The organism is Streptomyces clavuligerus, from assembly GCF_005519465.1.
Classification (GTDB): domain Bacteria; phylum Actinomycetota; class Actinomycetes; order Streptomycetales; family Streptomycetaceae; genus Streptomyces; species Streptomyces clavuligerus.
In genome coordinates, this window is the sequence record NZ_CP027858.1 from 5,030,276 (window position 1) to 5,046,681 (window position 16,406).

The following is a 16,406-nucleotide window of genomic DNA, read 5'->3' on the forward strand; positions in this document are numbered from 1 at the left end:
GCACCCGTCGACCGTACGGGTGGACGCGGCCCGCGGGGCTGCGGCCCGTTGCGGTCGGGCCCCGCCCAGGCGCTTCGACGGCCTCCCCGGGCGGGGCCGCTCACCGGGCGGCCCCGGCCTGTCCCGGTCGTGCCCGTCCGGCGATCGGGCGGCCCGGCGGCCCCCATCGCGTCGCCACCGCTCCTCACCCGCGTGGCCCCGCGCGGACGGCCGTCCCGGTCGTGCCCGTCCGGCGATCCGGCGATCCGGCGATCCGGCGATCCGGCGATCGGGCGGCCCGGCGGACCCGCGCCGGAGACCGGTCCGGTGCCGTCCCCGAGGAAACCGGCCCCGGGGCCCGACCCCGGTGCCGTCCCCGAGCCGGGACCGCCCCCGGCCGGGAGGCCCCCGCGGGCGCCCCACCCGCACCGACCGCAGGTCCGAGATCCGGGCACCCCCTGCCGTCGCGGGGCGCGGGATGGCAGCATGACCCCACCATGACAGATGCCCGGTCGCCCCTGCGCGCCCTGCGAGCCGCACTCTTCGCGGCGATCTGCATCGCTTTGGCTGCGATGGGGCATTCATGGGCATCTGGCCATGACCTCCCGCTCTCCGTGCTGCTGCCCGCCTTTCCGGTGACCACAGCCCTCGCCTGGGTGGCCGCCCGCCGCCGCCGGGGTCCCGTGACCATCGGGCTCGGGCTGCTCGCCGCGCAGGGCGGGCTGCACTTCGTCTTCGCGCGCGCCCAGCTCCACGGCGGCCCGCCGCCCGGGGCCGTCCACCACACCGGCCCCGCCGGAGCCGGGCTCCCCGAGCCGGGCGCCGCCGCCGCGCTCGACGCCGGTCTGCTGGGGCCGTCCCCCGGCGCCATGGCCCTCGCCCATCTGCTGGCCGCCGCCTTCTGCGCGTTCTGGCTGGCCCGGGGCGAGACCGCCTTCCTCCGGCTCGCCCACGCCGTGGGCGCCCTCGCCTTCGCCCCGCTGCGGGCACCCGCCACGGCCGTACCGCTGCCGCAGGACGCCCCCCGAGGGGTGCCCGTACGGCACCGGACCCGTGCCCGGCCGCGCCCCGGGGCCCTCCTCGGCCACACCCTGGTACGGCGGGGGCCGCCCGGCCGCGTCCCCGTCCCCGCCGCGGCCCCCGGAGCACGCCTCTGACCTGATGTGTCCGACCTGATGTGTCCGACCCGGGGCCGCCTTGCCGTGCCTCCCCGTGCCGACGACAACCTCAGGATCACCATGTCCCTTGACGCGCCTGCCGAGAGCAGAGCCGAGACCGGTACCACGACCGAGACCGAACGGGAGACCGCCGACGGCGCCTCCTCGACCAGCCTCTGGAGCGGCCTGCGCCCCCTCGCGCTCCGCGTCCACTTCTACGCCGGCCTGCTGGTCGGCCCCCTGCTGCTGATCGCCGCGGTCAGCGGGCTGCTGTACGCCCTCTCCTTCCAGGCCGAGAAGTTCGTCTACCGGCAGGAGCTGACCGTCCCCGTCGGCGAACGCGCCCTGCCGCTCTCCGCCCAGGTCGACGCCGCCCGCGCGGCCCGGCCCGACGGCACCGTCACCGCCGTGTGGCCCGCCGCCGAGGACGACGCGAGCACCCGCGTGCTGATGAGCGCCCCCGGCGTCGACGAGGGCAAGTCCCTCGCCGTCTTCGTCGACCCGTACACCGCCGAGATACGCGGGGAGCTGCCCTCCTACGGCAGCTCCGGCGCCCTCCCGCTGCGGACCTGGCTGGACGAGCTGCACCGGGACCTCCACCTCGGGGACCTCGGCCGCAACTACAGCGAGCTGGCCGCGAGCTGGCTCTGGGTCGTCGCCCTCGGCGGGCTGCTGCTCTGGCTCGGCCGCCGCCGGGCCGCCCGCCGCGCCCTCGTCCTCCCGGACCGTTCCCTCCCCAAGGGCCGCCGCCGCACCCTGTCCTGGCACGGCTCGATCGGCCTGTGGGCGGTGACCGGACTGGTACTGCTCTCCGCCACCGGGCTCACCTGGTCCCGGTACGCGGGCGAGAACATCGGCGCGGTCCAGGACCAGCTCGGCGGCGCCACCCCGGCGGTCTCCGCGACACTCGCCGACGCGCCCGCGGGCTCCGGCGGCGGCGGGGACCACTCCGAGCACGGCGCCGGTCACGGGGGAGCCCACCAGGGCGCGGACGTCGGCATCGACAAGGCGCTGGAGTCCGCGCGCGCGGCCGGGATCGACAGCGACCGCCTCGCGATCACCCTCCCCGCCGAGGGCACCGGCTATGTCGTCAAGGAGACGGACACCTTCTTCCCGGTGCAGCTCGACTCCGTCGCCGTCGACCCGTCGAACGGTTCGGTCCTCGACGAGCTGCGCTTCTCGGACTACCCGGTGCTGGCGAAGCTCACCCGCTTCGGCATCGACGCGCACACGGGCGTCTTCCTGGGCCTGGCCAACCAGCTCGCCCTCGCGGCGCTCGCCGCCGCGCTCATCGTGCTGATCGTCTCCGGCTACCGCATGTGGTGGCTGCGCAGGCCCACCAAGGGGCGTGGCATCGGCGGCCGTCCGGTGCCGCGCGGCGCCTGGCGGCGGCTCCCGGTGACCGCGCTGCTGCCGCTGGCCGCGCTGACCGCGTTCGCGGGCTGGTTCGTCCCGCTGCTCGGGCTGTCGCTGCTGGCCTTCCTGGTGCTGGATCTGGCCCTCGGCGCGGTGGCCCGCCTGCGCGCCCGGGCCGCCGCCGGGAGCTGATCCCGCGGGACGACGGACCGTGGCCCGGCCCCACACGGGTGGGACCGGGCCACGGCGCCGCGGGGACATCCGCGCCTACGGGTACGCGCGGGGTCAGGGCGTGTACTTGTAGCCGACCCGCCGCACGGTCTGGATGGTGTGCCGGTACCGCTCGCCCATCTTCCGGCGGAGCCGGGCGACATGGACGTCGACCGTCCGGCCGTCGCCGACATGCCCGTACCCCCACACCGTCGTGACCAGATGGTCACGGGTGTGGACCCGGTGCGGATGCGCCACCAGATGCGCCAGCAGCTCGAATTCCAGATAGGTGAGATCCAGCGCCCGGTCCTCGATCAGCGCCACCCGCTCGGCGGTGTCGACGCGCACCGGTCCCGGCGCGCCGCCCGGCCGGGGCTCCTCGTGCTCCCCGGGGCCGCCGTGCTCCGCCGGTCCGCTGTACTCCGCCGGTCCGCCGTGCTGCGGCGGCCCGGTGACCCGGCCGACACCCTGGACACCCTGGCCGCCCTGGCGGGCCGCCGGGACGAGGAGGAGATAGCCGAGCATCGGCGGACGCCCCGGCAGGCTGGGCACGATGTGCTGCGGCGCGGGTACCCAGGTGGCGCCCGGCGGCAGCAGTTCGACCACGTCGGCGAGGCCGCTCGGCGGCACCACCTCGTCGCGGTCTATGGCTCGCAGCCGATGCCGCACCCGGCTCGTGGACCCCGGCCCCGGGGCGGCGGCGGACACGGCGGCGGGGACCACGGTTGGTACGGCGGCGGGTACGGCGGAGAAGGGACGGGAGTTCGCCATGAGAGGTCAGCTCTCTTTCGCGCGGAGGAGTCGTCGAGCCGAAGAAACGGACGTACGTCGTGCGCGCCGGGCCGGAGGCCGGTGGGTGACCGGCTTTCAGTGGGCCCGCGCGCTCAGCGCGCGACAACACTCACGGTCGAAATCATGGTGCTGACGGGAAGGCCAGAACGGCTCAAGGTCACAGCGACCTGTCGCGGGGTTCTCGTAGCCGACCATGGCCTCATTGAAGCAGATGTACCCGGCCCGAACGAGCCTTCCTCTCACGGAGTGAGACGGTGATCTCACCCCACAGTCGGGGTGCCGGGGCCGGACACACGCCCGGGGGCGCCCGCCGTGTGATCGGCGGACGCCCCCGGGCGCGGGACGGCTGAGTGCGCGTCAGACCTGACCGGCCTTCTCCAGCGCGGTGCAGCACGTGTCCACCAGCAGCCGCGTCACGACATACGGGTCGACGTTCGCGTTGGGACGGCGGTCCTCGATGTAGCCCTTGCCGTCCTTCTCCACCTGCCACGGGATACGGACCGACGCGCCCCGGTCGGAGACGCCGTAGCTGTACTCGTTCCACGGCGCGGTCTCGTGCAGCCCGGTGAGCCGGTCGTCGATGCCGGCGCCGTAGTTCTTGACGTGGTCCAGCGGCTTGGAGCCCTCGCCCAGCGACTCGCACGCGGTGATGATCGCGTCGTACCGCTCGCGCATGGCCCGGGTGGAGAAGTTGGTGTGCGCGCCCGCGCCGTTCCAGTCGCCCTTCACCGGCTTCGGGTCCAGCGTCGCGGAGACGCCGAAGTCCTCGGCGGTGCGGTAGAGCAGCCAGCGCGCGATCCAGAGCTGGTCGGCGACCTCCAGCGGGGCGAGCGGGCCGACCTGGAACTCCCACTGGCCCGGCATGACCTCGGCGTTGATGCCGGAGATGCCCAGCCCCGCCCTGAGGCAGTTCTCCAGGTGCGCCTCGACCACGTCGCGGCCGTGGATCTCGTCCACGCCGACACCGCAGTAGTAGCCGCCCTGGGGCGCGGGGAAGCCGCCGACCGGGAAGCCGAGCGGCCGGCCGCCCTCGAAGAAGGTGTACTCCTGCTCGATGCCGAAGACCGGCTCCTGCGCGGCGAACCGCTCCGCGACCTCGGCCAGCTCGGCACGGGTGTTGGACTCGTGCGGGGTCAGGTCCGTGTTCAGCACCTCGCACAGGACCAGGAGGTCGCCCGCGCCGCCGCGGATCGGGTCGGGGCAGGAGAAGACCGGCTTGAGCACACAGTCCGACGAGCTGCCCTTGGCCTGGTTGGTGCTGGACCCGTCGAAGCCCCAGAGCGGCAGCTCCTCGCCCTCGGCCAGAATCCGCGTCTTGGAACGCAGCTTCGCCGTCGGCTCGGTGCCGTCGATCCAGATGTATTCAGCCTTGTAGGTCACGGGACTCATCCTTTGCGGCTCGTGCGGTACCCCCGCAGCGTCGCAATGCCCCATTTCCCGACCGTTGCCCTAATGTGAACCCTGTGTTACGAGGTGCCTGCGGTGCTTGTGGGACGCCCGCTGTCTGTGCCGCCGCCCGTCTCCCCGCGCCGGAAGGACGGCAGAGAGCGCCACAGCGTGAACGAGTCCGGGGTGTGCACCCGGCGGAACGCATACGAAGGGCCGGGCAGACGCCCCGCCGTCCGGGCGTGGTGCCCCTCGCGCCAGGCCCGCTCCGCGCCAGGCCCACTCCGCCCCCGGGCCGCCGCCCGCGGATCCGCCGGGGAGCGGATCCGCCGGCCTCGCCCGGCGCCGCCCCGGACTCCGCCACCGGACGCCCGGACAGCGCGTACTGAGGGACCGGATCGCCGTACAGATCCGCGATCGGCGTCGTGTGCAGCGCCCGCCCGGTGGCCCTCCGGGCGCGGCATGGCGAACACTGCCGTGAGCGCGTCCGCCGCGTGCACCCGGCGGTGCTCGACCCGGACATACTCGTGCGGAAGGGCGGGGGACAGCCGCTGCTCGCCCGCGCCGGAGCGGGGCTCCCGCTGCCCGCTGCCCGCTGCCCGGTGGCGGTGGCGGTGGCGGTGGCGGTGGCGGTGGCGGTGGCGGTGACGAGGAGCGGTACGCCCTCGGCGGCCGTGCGGTCGACTGCGGACCCGGTGGTGGACCCGGTCGCGGGGCCGGTCGAGGGCCCGGCCCCGGCGGGCTGCCCGGTGCACTGGGCCCCCGGTGCGCATACGGTCCCCCGGAACGGTCGGAGCCGGCCGGGGAAGGGGAGCGCGAACAGCGGCATCGGTTGCTTGCAGGCACGTCCTGCAAGCCGCGCCGGACTCCCGCGGCCTGCCGGAAGAAAACAACACCCGGTCGAGTAGGGGTTCCCCGGATTCCTCCCCCGGCGGCCCGGCGGGCTGCACACTGGGGCCATGAACCACACCCCGCCCCCGCAACTGCGCTGTGGACTCATCGGTGCCGGACCGTGGGCGCACCAGACCCAGGCGCCCGCGCTGAGCGCCCATGGCGGCGTGGCCTTCACCGGCGTCTGGGCCCGACGGCCCGAGGCGGCGGCGGAGCTGGCCACCGAGCACGGCGTCGCCGCGTACTCCGGGGAGGAGGGGATCGACGCGCTGCTCGCCGACTGCGAGGCCGTCGCCTTCGCGCTGCCCCCGGACGCCCAGGCCCCGCTCGCGGCGCGCGCCGCCGCGGCCGGACGCCATCTGCTGCTGGACAAGCCGGTCGCCACCGATGTGGCGGCGGCGCGGGAGGCCGTCGACGCCGCCCTCGGCGCCGGGGTGGCCTCCGTGGTCTTCTGCACCCTGCGGTTCGCGCCCGACACCGAGACCTGGATCGAGGAACAGTCGGCGCTGGGCGGCTGGTTCACCGCCCAGGCCCGCTGGCTCGGCGCGCGGTACGCCCACGGCGTCGACAGCGTCAGCCCGCCCTCGCCCTGGCGGCGGGAACGGGGCGGCCTCTGGGACGTCGGCCCGCACGCGCTCTCCGTGCTGATCCCGATCCTCGGCGACGTGACCTCCCTCTCGGCCGTCCCCGGCCCCGCCGACACCGTCCATCTGACCCTGCGGCACTCCTCCGGCGCCTCCAGCGCGCTCACCCTCGGCCTGAGCGCCCCGGCGGGCGCGGCGGGCACCCGCGTCGAACTCCTCGGCGACCACGGCAAGTCCGTGATGCCGAAGTGGAACGACCCGGTCACCGCCTTCCGCGGCGCGATCGACGAACTCCGCGCCGCCATCCGCACCGACCGCCCCCACCCGTGCGACATCCGCTTCGGCCTGCGTCTGACGGAACTCCTGGCGGAGGCGGAGTCCCAACTGTCCTGAGCCGCCCCCGGGGAACCGGCCGCCGGCCCGAACGGCCCGGCGGCGGGGACGGGTCTGCCAGGACGCGCCCGTCCCGGGCCGCGGCGCCGGAATGCGTCCGTACCGCGGTGGGGTGCCGGGACGTGGGTCCGCTCCCGGGAAACGCCTGCCGGGCCACCGGGGCCGACGCACAGTGGCGCGCCGTCGCGGGTGCCGCGGCCGACCGGGCGGCGGGCCCGCCGGGAGGTGTCCGCTCCCGGGCGTGCGCCCGGTGCGAGAAGTGCCCGCAGGGGTGCGGGATGCGGCGGTCCTTGTGCTGCGGTCCGTTTCGGGGCGCCGTGCGCTGAGGGCCGAGCATGTCCAGCCGCTCGCCATGCGCTGCTCGCCGCCGCCTGCGGGCCGTCGGCGGTGCCCCGGCCGACCGGCGGCGGTCCGGCCGGGACGTGTCCGCTCCCGGGTCCGGCCGGGTGCGAGAAGTGCCCACGGGGGTGCGGGATGCGGCGGCCTCTGCGGTGCGGGGCCCGGAAGCGCGTCGCGACGGCGGACCGTGCGCAGCCGCTCGTACCGGCCCCGCGCGCTCGCCGCTGTCGTGCGTCCGGCTGCGCTGTCCCCGTGGGCCGTCGCCGACGTGGCCGCCGGACCGATGGGCGAGTGCGCCGAGGACACGTGTCCCGGTCCCGGTGCCCGTCCGGCGCCGGGCGGCCACCGTTCCCCTGCCGCAAGGGCGGACTCCCACCGCCGACGCGGGGCGCCCGTCCGGCAGGTCCGGCCGCGGAGCGTCAGCGCCCCGGGGGCAGGGTCCGGCCGAGCGCGTCCCGTACCGCCTCGTCCGTCCGCGCCACCACGGCCGTCCCGTCGGCGGCGGTGATGATCGGCCGCTGGATGAGCACCGGGTGCGCGGCCAGCGCCTCGATCCAGCGCTCGCGCGCGTCCGCGTCGCGCGGCCACTCCTGGAGCCCGAGTTCCCGGGCCGCGGCCTCGCCGGTGCGGGTGATGTCCCACGGTTCGAGCCCGAGACGCCCGAGCACGCCCCGGATCTCGTCCGCGCCCGGGACGTCCTCCAGATAGCGCCGGACGGTGTACTCGGCGCCCTCCGCGTCGAGCAGCTCCAGCGCGCCGCGGGACTTCGAACAGGCGGGGTTGATCCAGATCTCCATGCTCCCCACCGTACCCCCGCGCCGCTCCGGCCAGGAGCCCGTAAATACGGCCTGGCCAGGGCCGATTGTCAGTGCCGGAATCTAGAATGGACAACAGTTCGAGAAGGTTCCGCCACCGTGCCAGGAGGTTGCCGATGGCCGCTGCCAGACTCACGACGACGCCCACCACGACCCGACCGTCCACCCCCCGGCCGTCCGCGGCGAAGCGCTCCGCGGAGCAGGTCGTCACCGCCTGCGCGCCCCTGCTGAAGTCACCGCTCCCGGCGGGCCGCCCCCGCGAGTGGTACGTCACGCACAACCGCAGGCTGAAGGCGATGCGGCTCGCCATCGCCCTGCTCGACACGGGGGTCCACCACCCGCAGACCGCGGACAACGGCCGCATACGCGCGACGGCCGACCGGATCGGGGTGCACCGGCCGTCCGACACCACCTGCCGCATGGTGCGCGCGCTGATCCGTTACGGCCGCTGAGCCCACCGGGGTGGCCCGCCGTCCCGCCCCGCCGCGGCGCGGGACGGCGGGCCACCGCCTCACGTCGTCCGGCGCTCCGGCGGGCGGTACGGCTCGGCGCGCCAGGTGGTGGTCACCGGGTCGCCGACGGAGAGCGTCCCGTGCCGGACGACCGCCGCCTTCAGCCCAAAGGTGATCTTGTTGTGCAGGGAGGGCTCACGACGGTACTGGGAGAGGGTCCGGATCGGCTCGGGGCCGTCCCGCAGCCCCGTGCGCTGATCCACCATCGGTACGGCACAGCGGGCCGCGGGCGTCGCGTGGGCGAAGGCCGCCGTCCCGATCTCCATCAGGTCCATCAGGTCCTCGTCGTGCGGCTCGGCGCAGCCGTCGAGGACGACATTGGCGCGGAAGCGGTCCATCGGTACCGGCCGGCCGCCGTTCGCCCCGATACGGGCGTTGAGTCCGTCGAGTGAGGACTGCGAGGCGATCAGCAGCGCGTGGGCGTCGGCGAAGGCGACCTTCCCGGGGGTCGCGCCCCAGCCGTCCCGGTCGAAGCCCGGCGGCACCCGCACCAGCCGGGCGGCGGCCCCGAGCACCCCGGAGAACCACTCGGCCACCTCGTCGCCCTGGTCCACGGCCTCCCCGACCGGTTTGCCGAACAGGCTCACCCGCCGCCGCGGGCCCTCCGGGACGATCTCCAGGAGCAGCGGTTCCGCACCGTCGGCGGACAGCCGCAGCCCCGCGCCGCCGTCCAGTACCTCGGGCCGTACGGCGGCCAGCGCGGGCAGGGTCCGCTGACTGTGGAAGGTGCCGTCGGCGGGGTCGACGACCATGAAGGTGCGGTCGTGTTCGAGACCGGTCTCCCCGACCCGGGCGGAGCGGACGTCCGTCCCGGCGCAGCCCTTGACGGGGTAGTGGGTCAGCCGCTGAACGGTGATCACGCCCCCGGCCTCGTTCCCGTTCCCGTTCTCATCGTGCGGCATGGAGGCGCTCCCTCACGGCGGGCCACTCGTCGGCGAGGATCGAGAAGTACACGGTGTCCCGCCAGGTGCCGTCGGGCCGGGCCCGGTGCCGCCGCAGCACTCCCTCGCGGCGGGCGCCGAGACGGGCGATGGCCGCCTGGGAGCGCTCGTTGAGATGGTCGGTCTTCAACTGGACCCGGCCCATGCCGAGATCGTCGAACGCGTGCGTGAGCAGCAGCAGCTTGGCCTCGGTGTTGACGGCGGTGCGCCAGTGGGCGCGGCCGTACCAGGTCCAGCCGATCTCCAGCCGCTCGTGCTCCGGTTCGATGTCGAGGAAGGACGTCCAGCCGATGGCCCGGCCGGTCTCCAGCGACACGACGGCGAAGGGGAGGCAGATGCCGTGCTCCGCCTCCGCCAGCAGCTCCCGGACGGTCCCGGCCAGTTCCTCCTCGGTCGTCGGCGCCGGGGTGCCGAGCCAGCGCCAGACCTCCCCGTCCCCGCCGCCCGCGGCGAACAGGTCGGGCACATGCGCCGGACTGAGGGGTTCCAGCCGGATATGACGTCCGGTCAGGGTGATGGGTGCGGGAGTTTTCGCGGACATACCGCAGACGCTAACCGCCCCTATGTGCTAGGTGCAAATACATTCGCACTAATACAAATACCTCGGAAGGCCCTCCTCAGTGCGGAATCCCGTCGATCAGCTCACGGGCCCCCTGCCGCAGCAGTGCGACGGCGACCGAGGTCCCGAGCGTCGCCGGATCGAGCGGGCCCGCCCACTCATGGGCGTTCAGCACCCGCTTCCCGTCCGGCGTGAACACCTTCGCCCGCAGCGACAGCTCACCGCCCCGCTCCGCCCGCGCGTACCCCGCGATGGGCGAGTTGCAGTGCCCCTGGAGCACATGCAGCAGCATCCGCTCGGCCGTGACCTCCCGGTGCGTGGCCGGATCGCCGAGCCCGCTCACCGCGTCGATCGTCTCCTCGTCCTCCTCCCGGCACTGGAGCGCCAGGACCCCCGCCCCGATCGGCGGGCACATCACGTCGGCCGACAGCACCTCGCTGATCACATCGGTCCGCCCGATCCGCTCCAGCCCCGAGACGGCGAGCAGCAGCGCGTCCGCGTCCCCGGCGGCCAGCTTCTCCAGCCGCCGGTTGGCGTTCCCCCGCATCGGCACGCACTCCAACTGCGGGTGGGACGACGCGAGCTGCGCGATCCTGCGTACCGACGAGGTCCCGATCCGGGTCCCGTCCGGCAGCTCGTCCAGCGTCAGCCCACCGGGGTGCACCAGCGCGTCCCGGATGTCGTCCCGCCGCAGGAACGCCGCGAACGTGGTCCCCGCGGGCAGCGGCCGGTCCGCCGGTACGTCCTTCATGCAGTGCACCGCGAGATCGGCCTCACCGGCCAGCAGCGCCGCGTCCACCTCCTTGGTGAACGCCCCCTTCCCGCCCAGCGCGGCGAGGTCCCCCATCCAGCGGTCCCCGGACGTCGTCACCGGCACCACCTCGGTCCTGACCCCGGGCCGCGCCACGGCCAACTCGGCCCGGACGCGCTCGACCTGGGCGAGCGCCATGGGGGAGGAACGGGAGACGATCCGCATCACTTCGGTCTCAACCATGCCGCACACCCTAGAGCCTGGCCCGGGTGCCCTCCTCGCACCCCCGCCGCACCGACGGCCGGACCCCACCGCCGCGGCCCCGGCAGAACAGCCGCAGGGGGCCGAGGCGAATCAGCTCGTCCCGGATCTGGGGGGTGGTTCCCCTGCCGGAGCCCGGCCGATGGCGCGGCTCTCCTGTTCCCCCTCGTCCACGGAGCTGTCAGGGGATCCGTTCCCTGCCGCTCCCCGCCACTCCTGCCGTACCTGCCGCCCAGCGCGGATCAGTTGCGGAACCCGCGAAAGGATCTCGCTGACCTGGGTGAGCAGCAGGGTGAGGCAGCCGAATCCCGCGAGGATGACCAACGCAATGTCGTCCCATGTCACAGCGCTGCTCCCATGCTCCGCCGGATCGGGTCGCGACGCGCCGACAGACGCAGGACCGCCGGACCGAGCCGTACCTCGACCTGGTCTCCGGTGTCGTGGACAACGGCTCCGGGAATACCGATGGGGTCGTGGGTCAGCGCGGTGGCCACGTCATCGGCGTAGGGGAGCCCGTTCCAGCGGAGTGTCCACAGATCCTGGGAGCCACTGAGTTTCTTCTCGAACGGCACCTCATCGGAGCAGTTCCATCCGTCGCGGTCCAGTGGGTCGACGAACCAGCCGACCGCCCAGTCGCCGTGCGGATCCTTGGCGGTGATCCGGCAGATGAGGCCGGCGAGCAGCCGGGCGGCCGCGTCACTGATCTCGGGCACCAGATCCAGCTCGGCGTGTTCCTGAGCTGTCAGACAGTCGTCGGTCGTGCGGAACCGCCGCGGGGCCGAACGCCGTGCGCCGCCCCAGGTGCCCGACGCGTTGCCTGTCACGACGAGCTGTGCGCCTGTGGGCAGATGGCGGGCCAGATAGGTGTGCCGGCCTTGGAAGCTCTCCAGCCGGAGGCCGGGGAGAGCGGTTCGTCTCCCTCTCGGCAGCAGATACGGGGCCACATTGTGCGGGGCGTCCGCGATGAGGACGATCCGATTGAATTGGGGCGACGGCACGATCCTGTACGAAACGAGGGTGTGCACTCCCCACGCGGTGGCACCGCTGTATCGGTTCCATCTCCCTGGATGGTTGAAGAAGCCGAGTGCCAGCAACGCTCGCAGGCGGATCTGTGATGGTGAGCAGTGGTCGAGTCCGAGCGAGCCGTCACGAGCTGCGGAGCCAAGAGCGGCCTGCCGTGGCTCACCCAGGAATTGTGCACGGATACGAGCTCTGGCCTTGTTGGTGCTTCTGGACATGTCGATTTCCTTGTGCCACCCCGGCTGGCATCCTGGACCGCATACCAGATGGATCCATCGACTTGGCGATGTGCGGAGCTGGGCGAACCACGCCCATACGCAGTGACCTCGGGTGCCGGGGCCCGAAGAAAATACCGCTTCCCGGCTCTCCGCGAGCCGGAGCACCAATGGTACCTACCGGTGTCCGTAGTGCACGGAATCCCGGTGAGGTGGTGCGGATTCCTGCTTCTACAGAACCTTGTGACAGAGCCAGTCGAGGGTGTTCGCCCCCAGCCGGTCGGGTGCTTCGAGCAGGGCGGTCTCCACCGCTGCGAGATCGGTCAGCGCTGTCGGTGCGTCAGAACGGTCCAGTTCTGCGAGGCGTTCCAGCGCGGTGGCCACGACCTCGGGCCAGCGCGGCATGCCGAAGTGCGTCCCTCCTTTGAGTACTCCGGGTACGGCTCGGTACAGCAGAGCTGTCTGCCAGCCGTGCTCCTTCACGATTTTCGAGGTGTACCAGACTCGACCATCGAGATGCTGGACGAAGTCATCCGTGGGCTCACCACAGGCCCGCAGGGTGAAGTGGGAGCCACCTGCCCAGGGAAGGTCCAAATCTGCTGCGACGGCTTGAAAGGCAAACAGCGCGTCGGGACCGTCCTCCTTGGCTGCGAGCAGGGCCGCTCTGGCCCGGCGGTAGAGATCGACGCTCTGCGCGAAGATCTCTCCGTCGCTCGGACCGTTGCCAGAAGCGTGGATCGCGTCCAGCGGCCCGTCGCGCCACGCCTCGGCGACCAGACCGACAGCTGCCGCACTGAGGAGGGCTTCCGGATCTTCAAGATCCACGCCCAGGTGAGTGAGCAGGGCAGGCAGTTCCTCGCTCATCCGTGAAAACTCAGGGTCCATGGATGTGCCGGGTGGCGGCATACGGCGGAGTGACGATCCGGTCTCCGTGCGCTCTACGACGATGCCACGCTCCCGAAGGTCTTCAAAGATGGCGTCCGGGCCACAGTCGATGTGGTCGCAGTCGTGTCGGCCGGTGCAGTCCTCCGGGCACTCGAACTCCCCGCACATGTCCGGGTCGGCAGGCGTGGCTTCGTTGATCAGGTGATAGGCGAGACGGTTGGCCACCGCCTCTCTTGCCGAGATCATCTCCAGAGAGAGGTGGAAGTCGCTGTCCTTCAGCTCACTGTCCGATTCGTCCGCTGGTGCCGGTGGTTCTGGGGCATTGTCCGTGGCCCACGTGTACGCCGATTCCAGCGAGATGAGAAGCCAGGCGATCCGCAACGGTTCGGCTTCACTGTCCGCGGCAAGCAGGGTGACAGCTTCAGCCGCCCTGCGGACATCGTCGAGTTCTGCCATGTGCTTGTCACGTGCTTGCATCCACGCGACTGAAGCGGCGCGGGCTTCCTCGGCATCCTGGGTGAGAGCGGCGTAGCTCGTGCGTCGCGCCTGAGCCACCAAGCGCTTCAGGCAGGGACGGCACCCGAAGAGGCCGGAGGTCTCGGTCGGGCCGAGCGGAATGGCCACCTGGTCACCGAAAGGCTGGTCGCAGAGACAGTAGTCCACTCGACCGACGTGGCGTGACGTAGGCATCGACGGCGGGGCTGCCCGGATCGTGGCACGGGAGTAGGGCGGAAGGTGCATGGTGAGAGGACTCCTTGAGTGAAGCGCCGACGCGAGCGGCGCTGTTTCCCATGCTCTCTTCCGTCAATGGCCGCGTGTCACTGTCTGGCGGGGTGGATGGGAAATCTGGCGGAAGCTGACACGGCCCTGGCCTGCGGCTTCTAAGATGCTGGAACATCTGACAGCAGGTTGACCGCCTGGATGGCGAGAGGATTTCCGTGCCGTGTCCATGACCTCCTCACCTCAGAAACAGGGATCGGAAGCACTGCGAAGCCTGGTGAATGCTCTGGACGAGTTGCACCGGGCGGCGGGCCGACCCAGCGCGCGGACTGTGAGCGCGCTCATCACCGAGGACGACAGTCAGCCCACGACGGTCAGTCATGAGGGTGTCCGTACGACACTCAAGGGCTTGCGCGTGCCGCGCTGGGAGACAGTGCGTTCGATCGCCTCCGTGCTGGCTCTCCAGTGCAGCCCGCCTCGTGACCCGTCGACCGAGGTCGCGCGCTTGCTGTCGCTCTGGCGGACGATCCGGGAAGGAGAGTCCGGCGCCCTGAAGTCCGGCCGGGAGCTGACTCTGTCGGAGGGCTGGGGCGGAGAGAACGGTGAGTGGACCCCCGAGCAGGTTGCCGGGATCATGATCAATCCACACAGTGCCATCCGTATCGACCCATCGCTGACCCTCCCGCATGAACCGTTGCTCACGGAAGAGGAGTGGGTGCAGGTCAACGTGCGGATGATTGAGACAAACGGTGCCGAGTTCTTTCTGCGTGCGCTGCTCCGCACCCTCAAGGGCGACTATGTCGGGGCTGAATCCGGGGCGCCCTATGGTTACCGGGATCCCGACTACGAGGCCGTCGAGGCCTACGAGGCCTTCCAGTACGGGTGTGAGCAGATCCTCCGACGCCTGCGAGCCGAACCGAATCTCCTTCAGCGATCGATCGCGGCGATGCGCACTGACGAGACCATGGATCGCGAGGATCGCGCCGAGATGCTTCGCCATGAATCTGATCCGGCCCTGATGCGCGAGGTCATGACGGTGACTCCGGAGACCTGGCACGAAGTCTCCGAGGAAGCACACCACATGGTTTTCGGCTATCTCATCAAGGAAGGCAGGACCGTGGGCCGTCCAGGGCTCCCGCCGGGACAGCGCTTCCTGCTCACCTGGAGGATCCCTGAACCCATCGAAGGCTGATACAGGGCCCTTCGCTGGGTTTGTCGGATGCGCCGCTCCTGATTCCATGTTTTTCAGGGCTCGCTGTGGTGCTCCCCTTGCTTCGGCGCTGCATTCTCCGGGGACGCTCTTCGGCGCTGCGTCGCCGTTGCGTTACCGCGACGGCCGTTACCGCGCCGGTGTTCCAGGATGGCGATCCACCATGCCAATCGATCAGAGGATTTGTCCGGAACAAGCAGCCGGAGGACCCGGAGGAAGAACAGGAAAACGCCGCTGACGGCGATGGCCAGAAGCGCTGCCCACCAGGGCGTGCTGCTGCCTGGGGCATCAAGGATTTCGATCACGACGCGAGCTTTCTGTGCGCGAGTGCAGAGGTGGATGCTGTGCGGCTGGCTAACCGTGTCGCGAGTGAAGGCGCAGTGTGGCGTTTCCCAGGGTGATCGCGGGAGAGCCGGATACTGATACCTGCCTGGCCCCCGGGATTCCGATGACTGGATCGGTCAATGCCGAAATCAGATCATCCGGATGGGGATGCGATGCCCACTCCAGCTCCCAGGTGTTCTTCGCGCCCCGGAGTCTACGGTGCCCCGAGAGGGAGAAGCTTTCGCGCCGGCCCGGACGCATCAGGGGATCGCAGTACCAATTGCCGATGGCCCATGTGCCGTCAGGGTCGATGATGGTGATCCGGCAGAAGATGCCGGAGAGGAGGCGGCGAGCATCCGAAGCGATATCGGCTGTACGGTCCAGGTGCCGCTGTTCCTCGGCGGTGAGTGGCGTTTCGGTGGTGGGGCTGTCGAAGTAGGCATCTCTCCGGGCGCCGACAGGTGCGCCGGATGGATTGTTCGTGATCACGAGTTGCGCGGTGGTGGGCAGGTGCCGTAGGACGTAGCTACCGTGGCCGCGGCACTCCTCGATACGCAGCCCGGGCAGTGCGCTCCCTCCTGTCGGGCCGCGCAGTAGGCGAAGGGCTACATTGTCGGGTGCTTTGGTGATCAACACCAGGCGATCGAAGCGCGGAGAAACGGTGAGGGTATAGGAGGAGAGGGCGGCAAGGCCCCATACGGCCGGGCCGTTGTGGCCGAACCCGTGATTGAGATAGCCAAGCCCCAGCAGCGCGCGCAATTCATGCTGCTCAGGGCGGCAAGTGTCCAGTCCCATGGAGTGGTCACGGGCGATTCCGGCCCGAGCCGCTACCAGCTTCTCACCTGTGTACAGCGCGCGAGTGCGGGCCACCGCTTTGCGTCGACTTTCGGGCATGTTCCACCTCACCGCCGCCCGGTCAGCGCATCAGGGGGTACATGCTGTGTGAGGCCAAGCTCACTCTGTTGCGTCACGAAGAGGTGCACCACACCTTTGCGCAGCTTCTGTGAGTTCCGGGCTCACATACTTTTGCTGGCATGCGGGCCCTCGTATACCGGTATCCGCCAGTACTGTAGCCACGGCTGGGTCGGATGTGAGTGATCTGGAGG

15 protein-coding genes are annotated in these 16,406 nt (G+C 71.6%); 5 read left to right on the top strand and 10 right to left on the bottom strand.

Annotation, left to right across the window (positions count from 1 at the left end; translation table 11 throughout):
* The first annotated feature begins 476 nt into the window (after nucleotides 1-476).
* Together CRV15_RS21170 and CRV15_RS21175 are read left to right on the top strand one after the other, a co-directional pair.
* On the top strand, nucleotides 477-1,136 hold the full coding sequence (locus tag CRV15_RS21170) for a hypothetical protein (RefSeq protein WP_044972164.1): 660 nt from the start codon (nucleotides 477-479) through the stop codon (nucleotides 1,134-1,136).
* Between the two features lie 81 nt (nucleotides 1,137-1,217).
* The gene (locus tag CRV15_RS21175; RefSeq protein ID WP_009995981.1) at nucleotides 1,218-2,684 is read left to right on the top strand and encodes a PepSY-associated TM helix domain-containing protein; all 1,467 of its coding nucleotides are present in this window, start codon (nucleotides 1,218-1,220) and stop codon (nucleotides 2,682-2,684) included.
* 93 nt (nucleotides 2,685-2,777) lie between these two features.
* On the opposite strand, the gene CRV15_RS21180 is transcribed toward CRV15_RS21175, so the two are convergent.
* Nucleotides 2,778-3,473 (bottom strand): winged helix-turn-helix domain-containing protein, encoded by a 696-nt coding sequence (locus CRV15_RS21180; RefSeq protein WP_003960254.1) that lies wholly within the window; start codon nucleotides 3,471-3,473, stop codon nucleotides 2,778-2,780.
* Between the two features lie 378 nt (nucleotides 3,474-3,851).
* Nucleotides 3,852-4,874 carry a glutamine synthetase gene (glnII, locus tag CRV15_RS21185; protein ID WP_009995980.1) on the bottom strand — a complete coding sequence of 341 codons (1,023 nt, stop codon included), beginning with the start codon at nucleotides 4,872-4,874 and terminating at the stop codon, nucleotides 3,852-3,854.
* Nucleotides 4,875-5,839: 965 nt separating this feature from the next.
* On the opposite strand from glnII, the gene CRV15_RS21190 reads away from it, so the two are divergent.
* Nucleotides 5,840-6,748: a Gfo/Idh/MocA family protein gene (locus tag CRV15_RS21190; RefSeq protein WP_003960250.1), complete on the top strand. Its 909-nt coding sequence runs from the start codon at nucleotides 5,840-5,842 to the stop codon at nucleotides 6,746-6,748.
* Nucleotides 6,749-7,506: 758 nt separating this feature from the next.
* On the opposite strand, the gene CRV15_RS21195 is transcribed toward CRV15_RS21190, so the two are convergent.
* Nucleotides 7,507-7,884: an arsenate reductase family protein gene (locus tag CRV15_RS21195; protein ID WP_003955706.1), complete on the bottom strand. Its 378-nt coding sequence runs from the start codon at nucleotides 7,882-7,884 to the stop codon at nucleotides 7,507-7,509.
* A 134-nt stretch (nucleotides 7,885-8,018) separates the two neighbouring features.
* Between CRV15_RS21195 and CRV15_RS21200 the strand changes: the two genes are divergently transcribed.
* The gene (locus tag CRV15_RS21200; protein WP_003955705.1) at nucleotides 8,019-8,354 is read left to right on the top strand and encodes a hypothetical protein; all 336 of its coding nucleotides are present in this window, start codon (nucleotides 8,019-8,021) and stop codon (nucleotides 8,352-8,354) included.
* Between the two features lie 59 nt (nucleotides 8,355-8,413).
* Here CRV15_RS21200 and CRV15_RS21205 read toward each other — a convergent pair whose 3' ends face one another.
* The 5 genes from CRV15_RS21205 to CRV15_RS21230 all read right to left on the bottom strand — a co-directional run bounded on the left by CRV15_RS21205 (nucleotide 8,414) and on the right by CRV15_RS21230 (nucleotide 13,670).
* Nucleotides 8,414-9,316 carry an MOSC domain-containing protein gene (locus CRV15_RS21205; protein ID WP_003960247.1) on the bottom strand — a complete coding sequence of 301 codons (903 nt, stop codon included), beginning with the start codon at nucleotides 9,314-9,316 and terminating at the stop codon, nucleotides 8,414-8,416.
* Nucleotides 9,303-9,896: a GNAT family N-acetyltransferase gene (locus CRV15_RS21210; protein ID WP_003955703.1), complete on the bottom strand. Its 594-nt coding sequence runs from the start codon at nucleotides 9,894-9,896 to the stop codon at nucleotides 9,303-9,305. The genes CRV15_RS21205 and CRV15_RS21210 overlap by 14 nt, the downstream gene beginning before the upstream one ends.
* Nucleotides 9,897-9,972: 76 nt before the next feature.
* Entirely contained in the window at nucleotides 9,973-10,908 is a 936-nt protein-coding gene (gene hemC, locus CRV15_RS21215; RefSeq protein WP_003955702.1) for a hydroxymethylbilane synthase, read from the bottom strand.
* A gap of 359 nt (nucleotides 10,909-11,267) precedes the next feature.
* Nucleotides 11,268-12,164, bottom strand: a complete 897-nt coding sequence (locus CRV15_RS21225; protein ID WP_003955700.1) for a hypothetical protein — start codon at nucleotides 12,162-12,164, stop codon at nucleotides 11,268-11,270.
* A 228-nt stretch (nucleotides 12,165-12,392) separates the two neighbouring features.
* A complete protein-coding gene (locus CRV15_RS21230) occupies nucleotides 12,393-13,670 on the bottom strand; it encodes a hypothetical protein (protein ID WP_230864102.1) in 1,278 nt (425 codons plus the stop codon).
* A gap of 325 nt (nucleotides 13,671-13,995) precedes the next feature.
* On the opposite strand from CRV15_RS21230, the gene CRV15_RS21235 reads away from it, so the two are divergent.
* Nucleotides 13,996-14,958 (top strand): hypothetical protein, encoded by a 963-nt coding sequence (locus CRV15_RS21235; protein WP_003955698.1) that lies wholly within the window; start codon nucleotides 13,996-13,998, stop codon nucleotides 14,956-14,958.
* A 53-nt stretch (nucleotides 14,959-15,011) separates the two neighbouring features.
* Here the strand turns inward: CRV15_RS21235 and CRV15_RS21240 are convergent, their stop codons facing one another.
* On the bottom strand, nucleotides 15,012-15,281 hold the full coding sequence (locus tag CRV15_RS21240; protein WP_003955697.1) for a hypothetical protein: 270 nt from the start codon (nucleotides 15,279-15,281) through the stop codon (nucleotides 15,012-15,014).
* Nucleotides 15,282-15,330: 49 nt separating this feature from the next.
* Nucleotides 15,331-16,194: a hypothetical protein gene (locus CRV15_RS21245; RefSeq protein ID WP_003960244.1), complete on the bottom strand. Its 864-nt coding sequence runs from the start codon at nucleotides 16,192-16,194 to the stop codon at nucleotides 15,331-15,333.
* Between the last annotated feature and the right edge of the window lie 212 nt (nucleotides 16,195-16,406).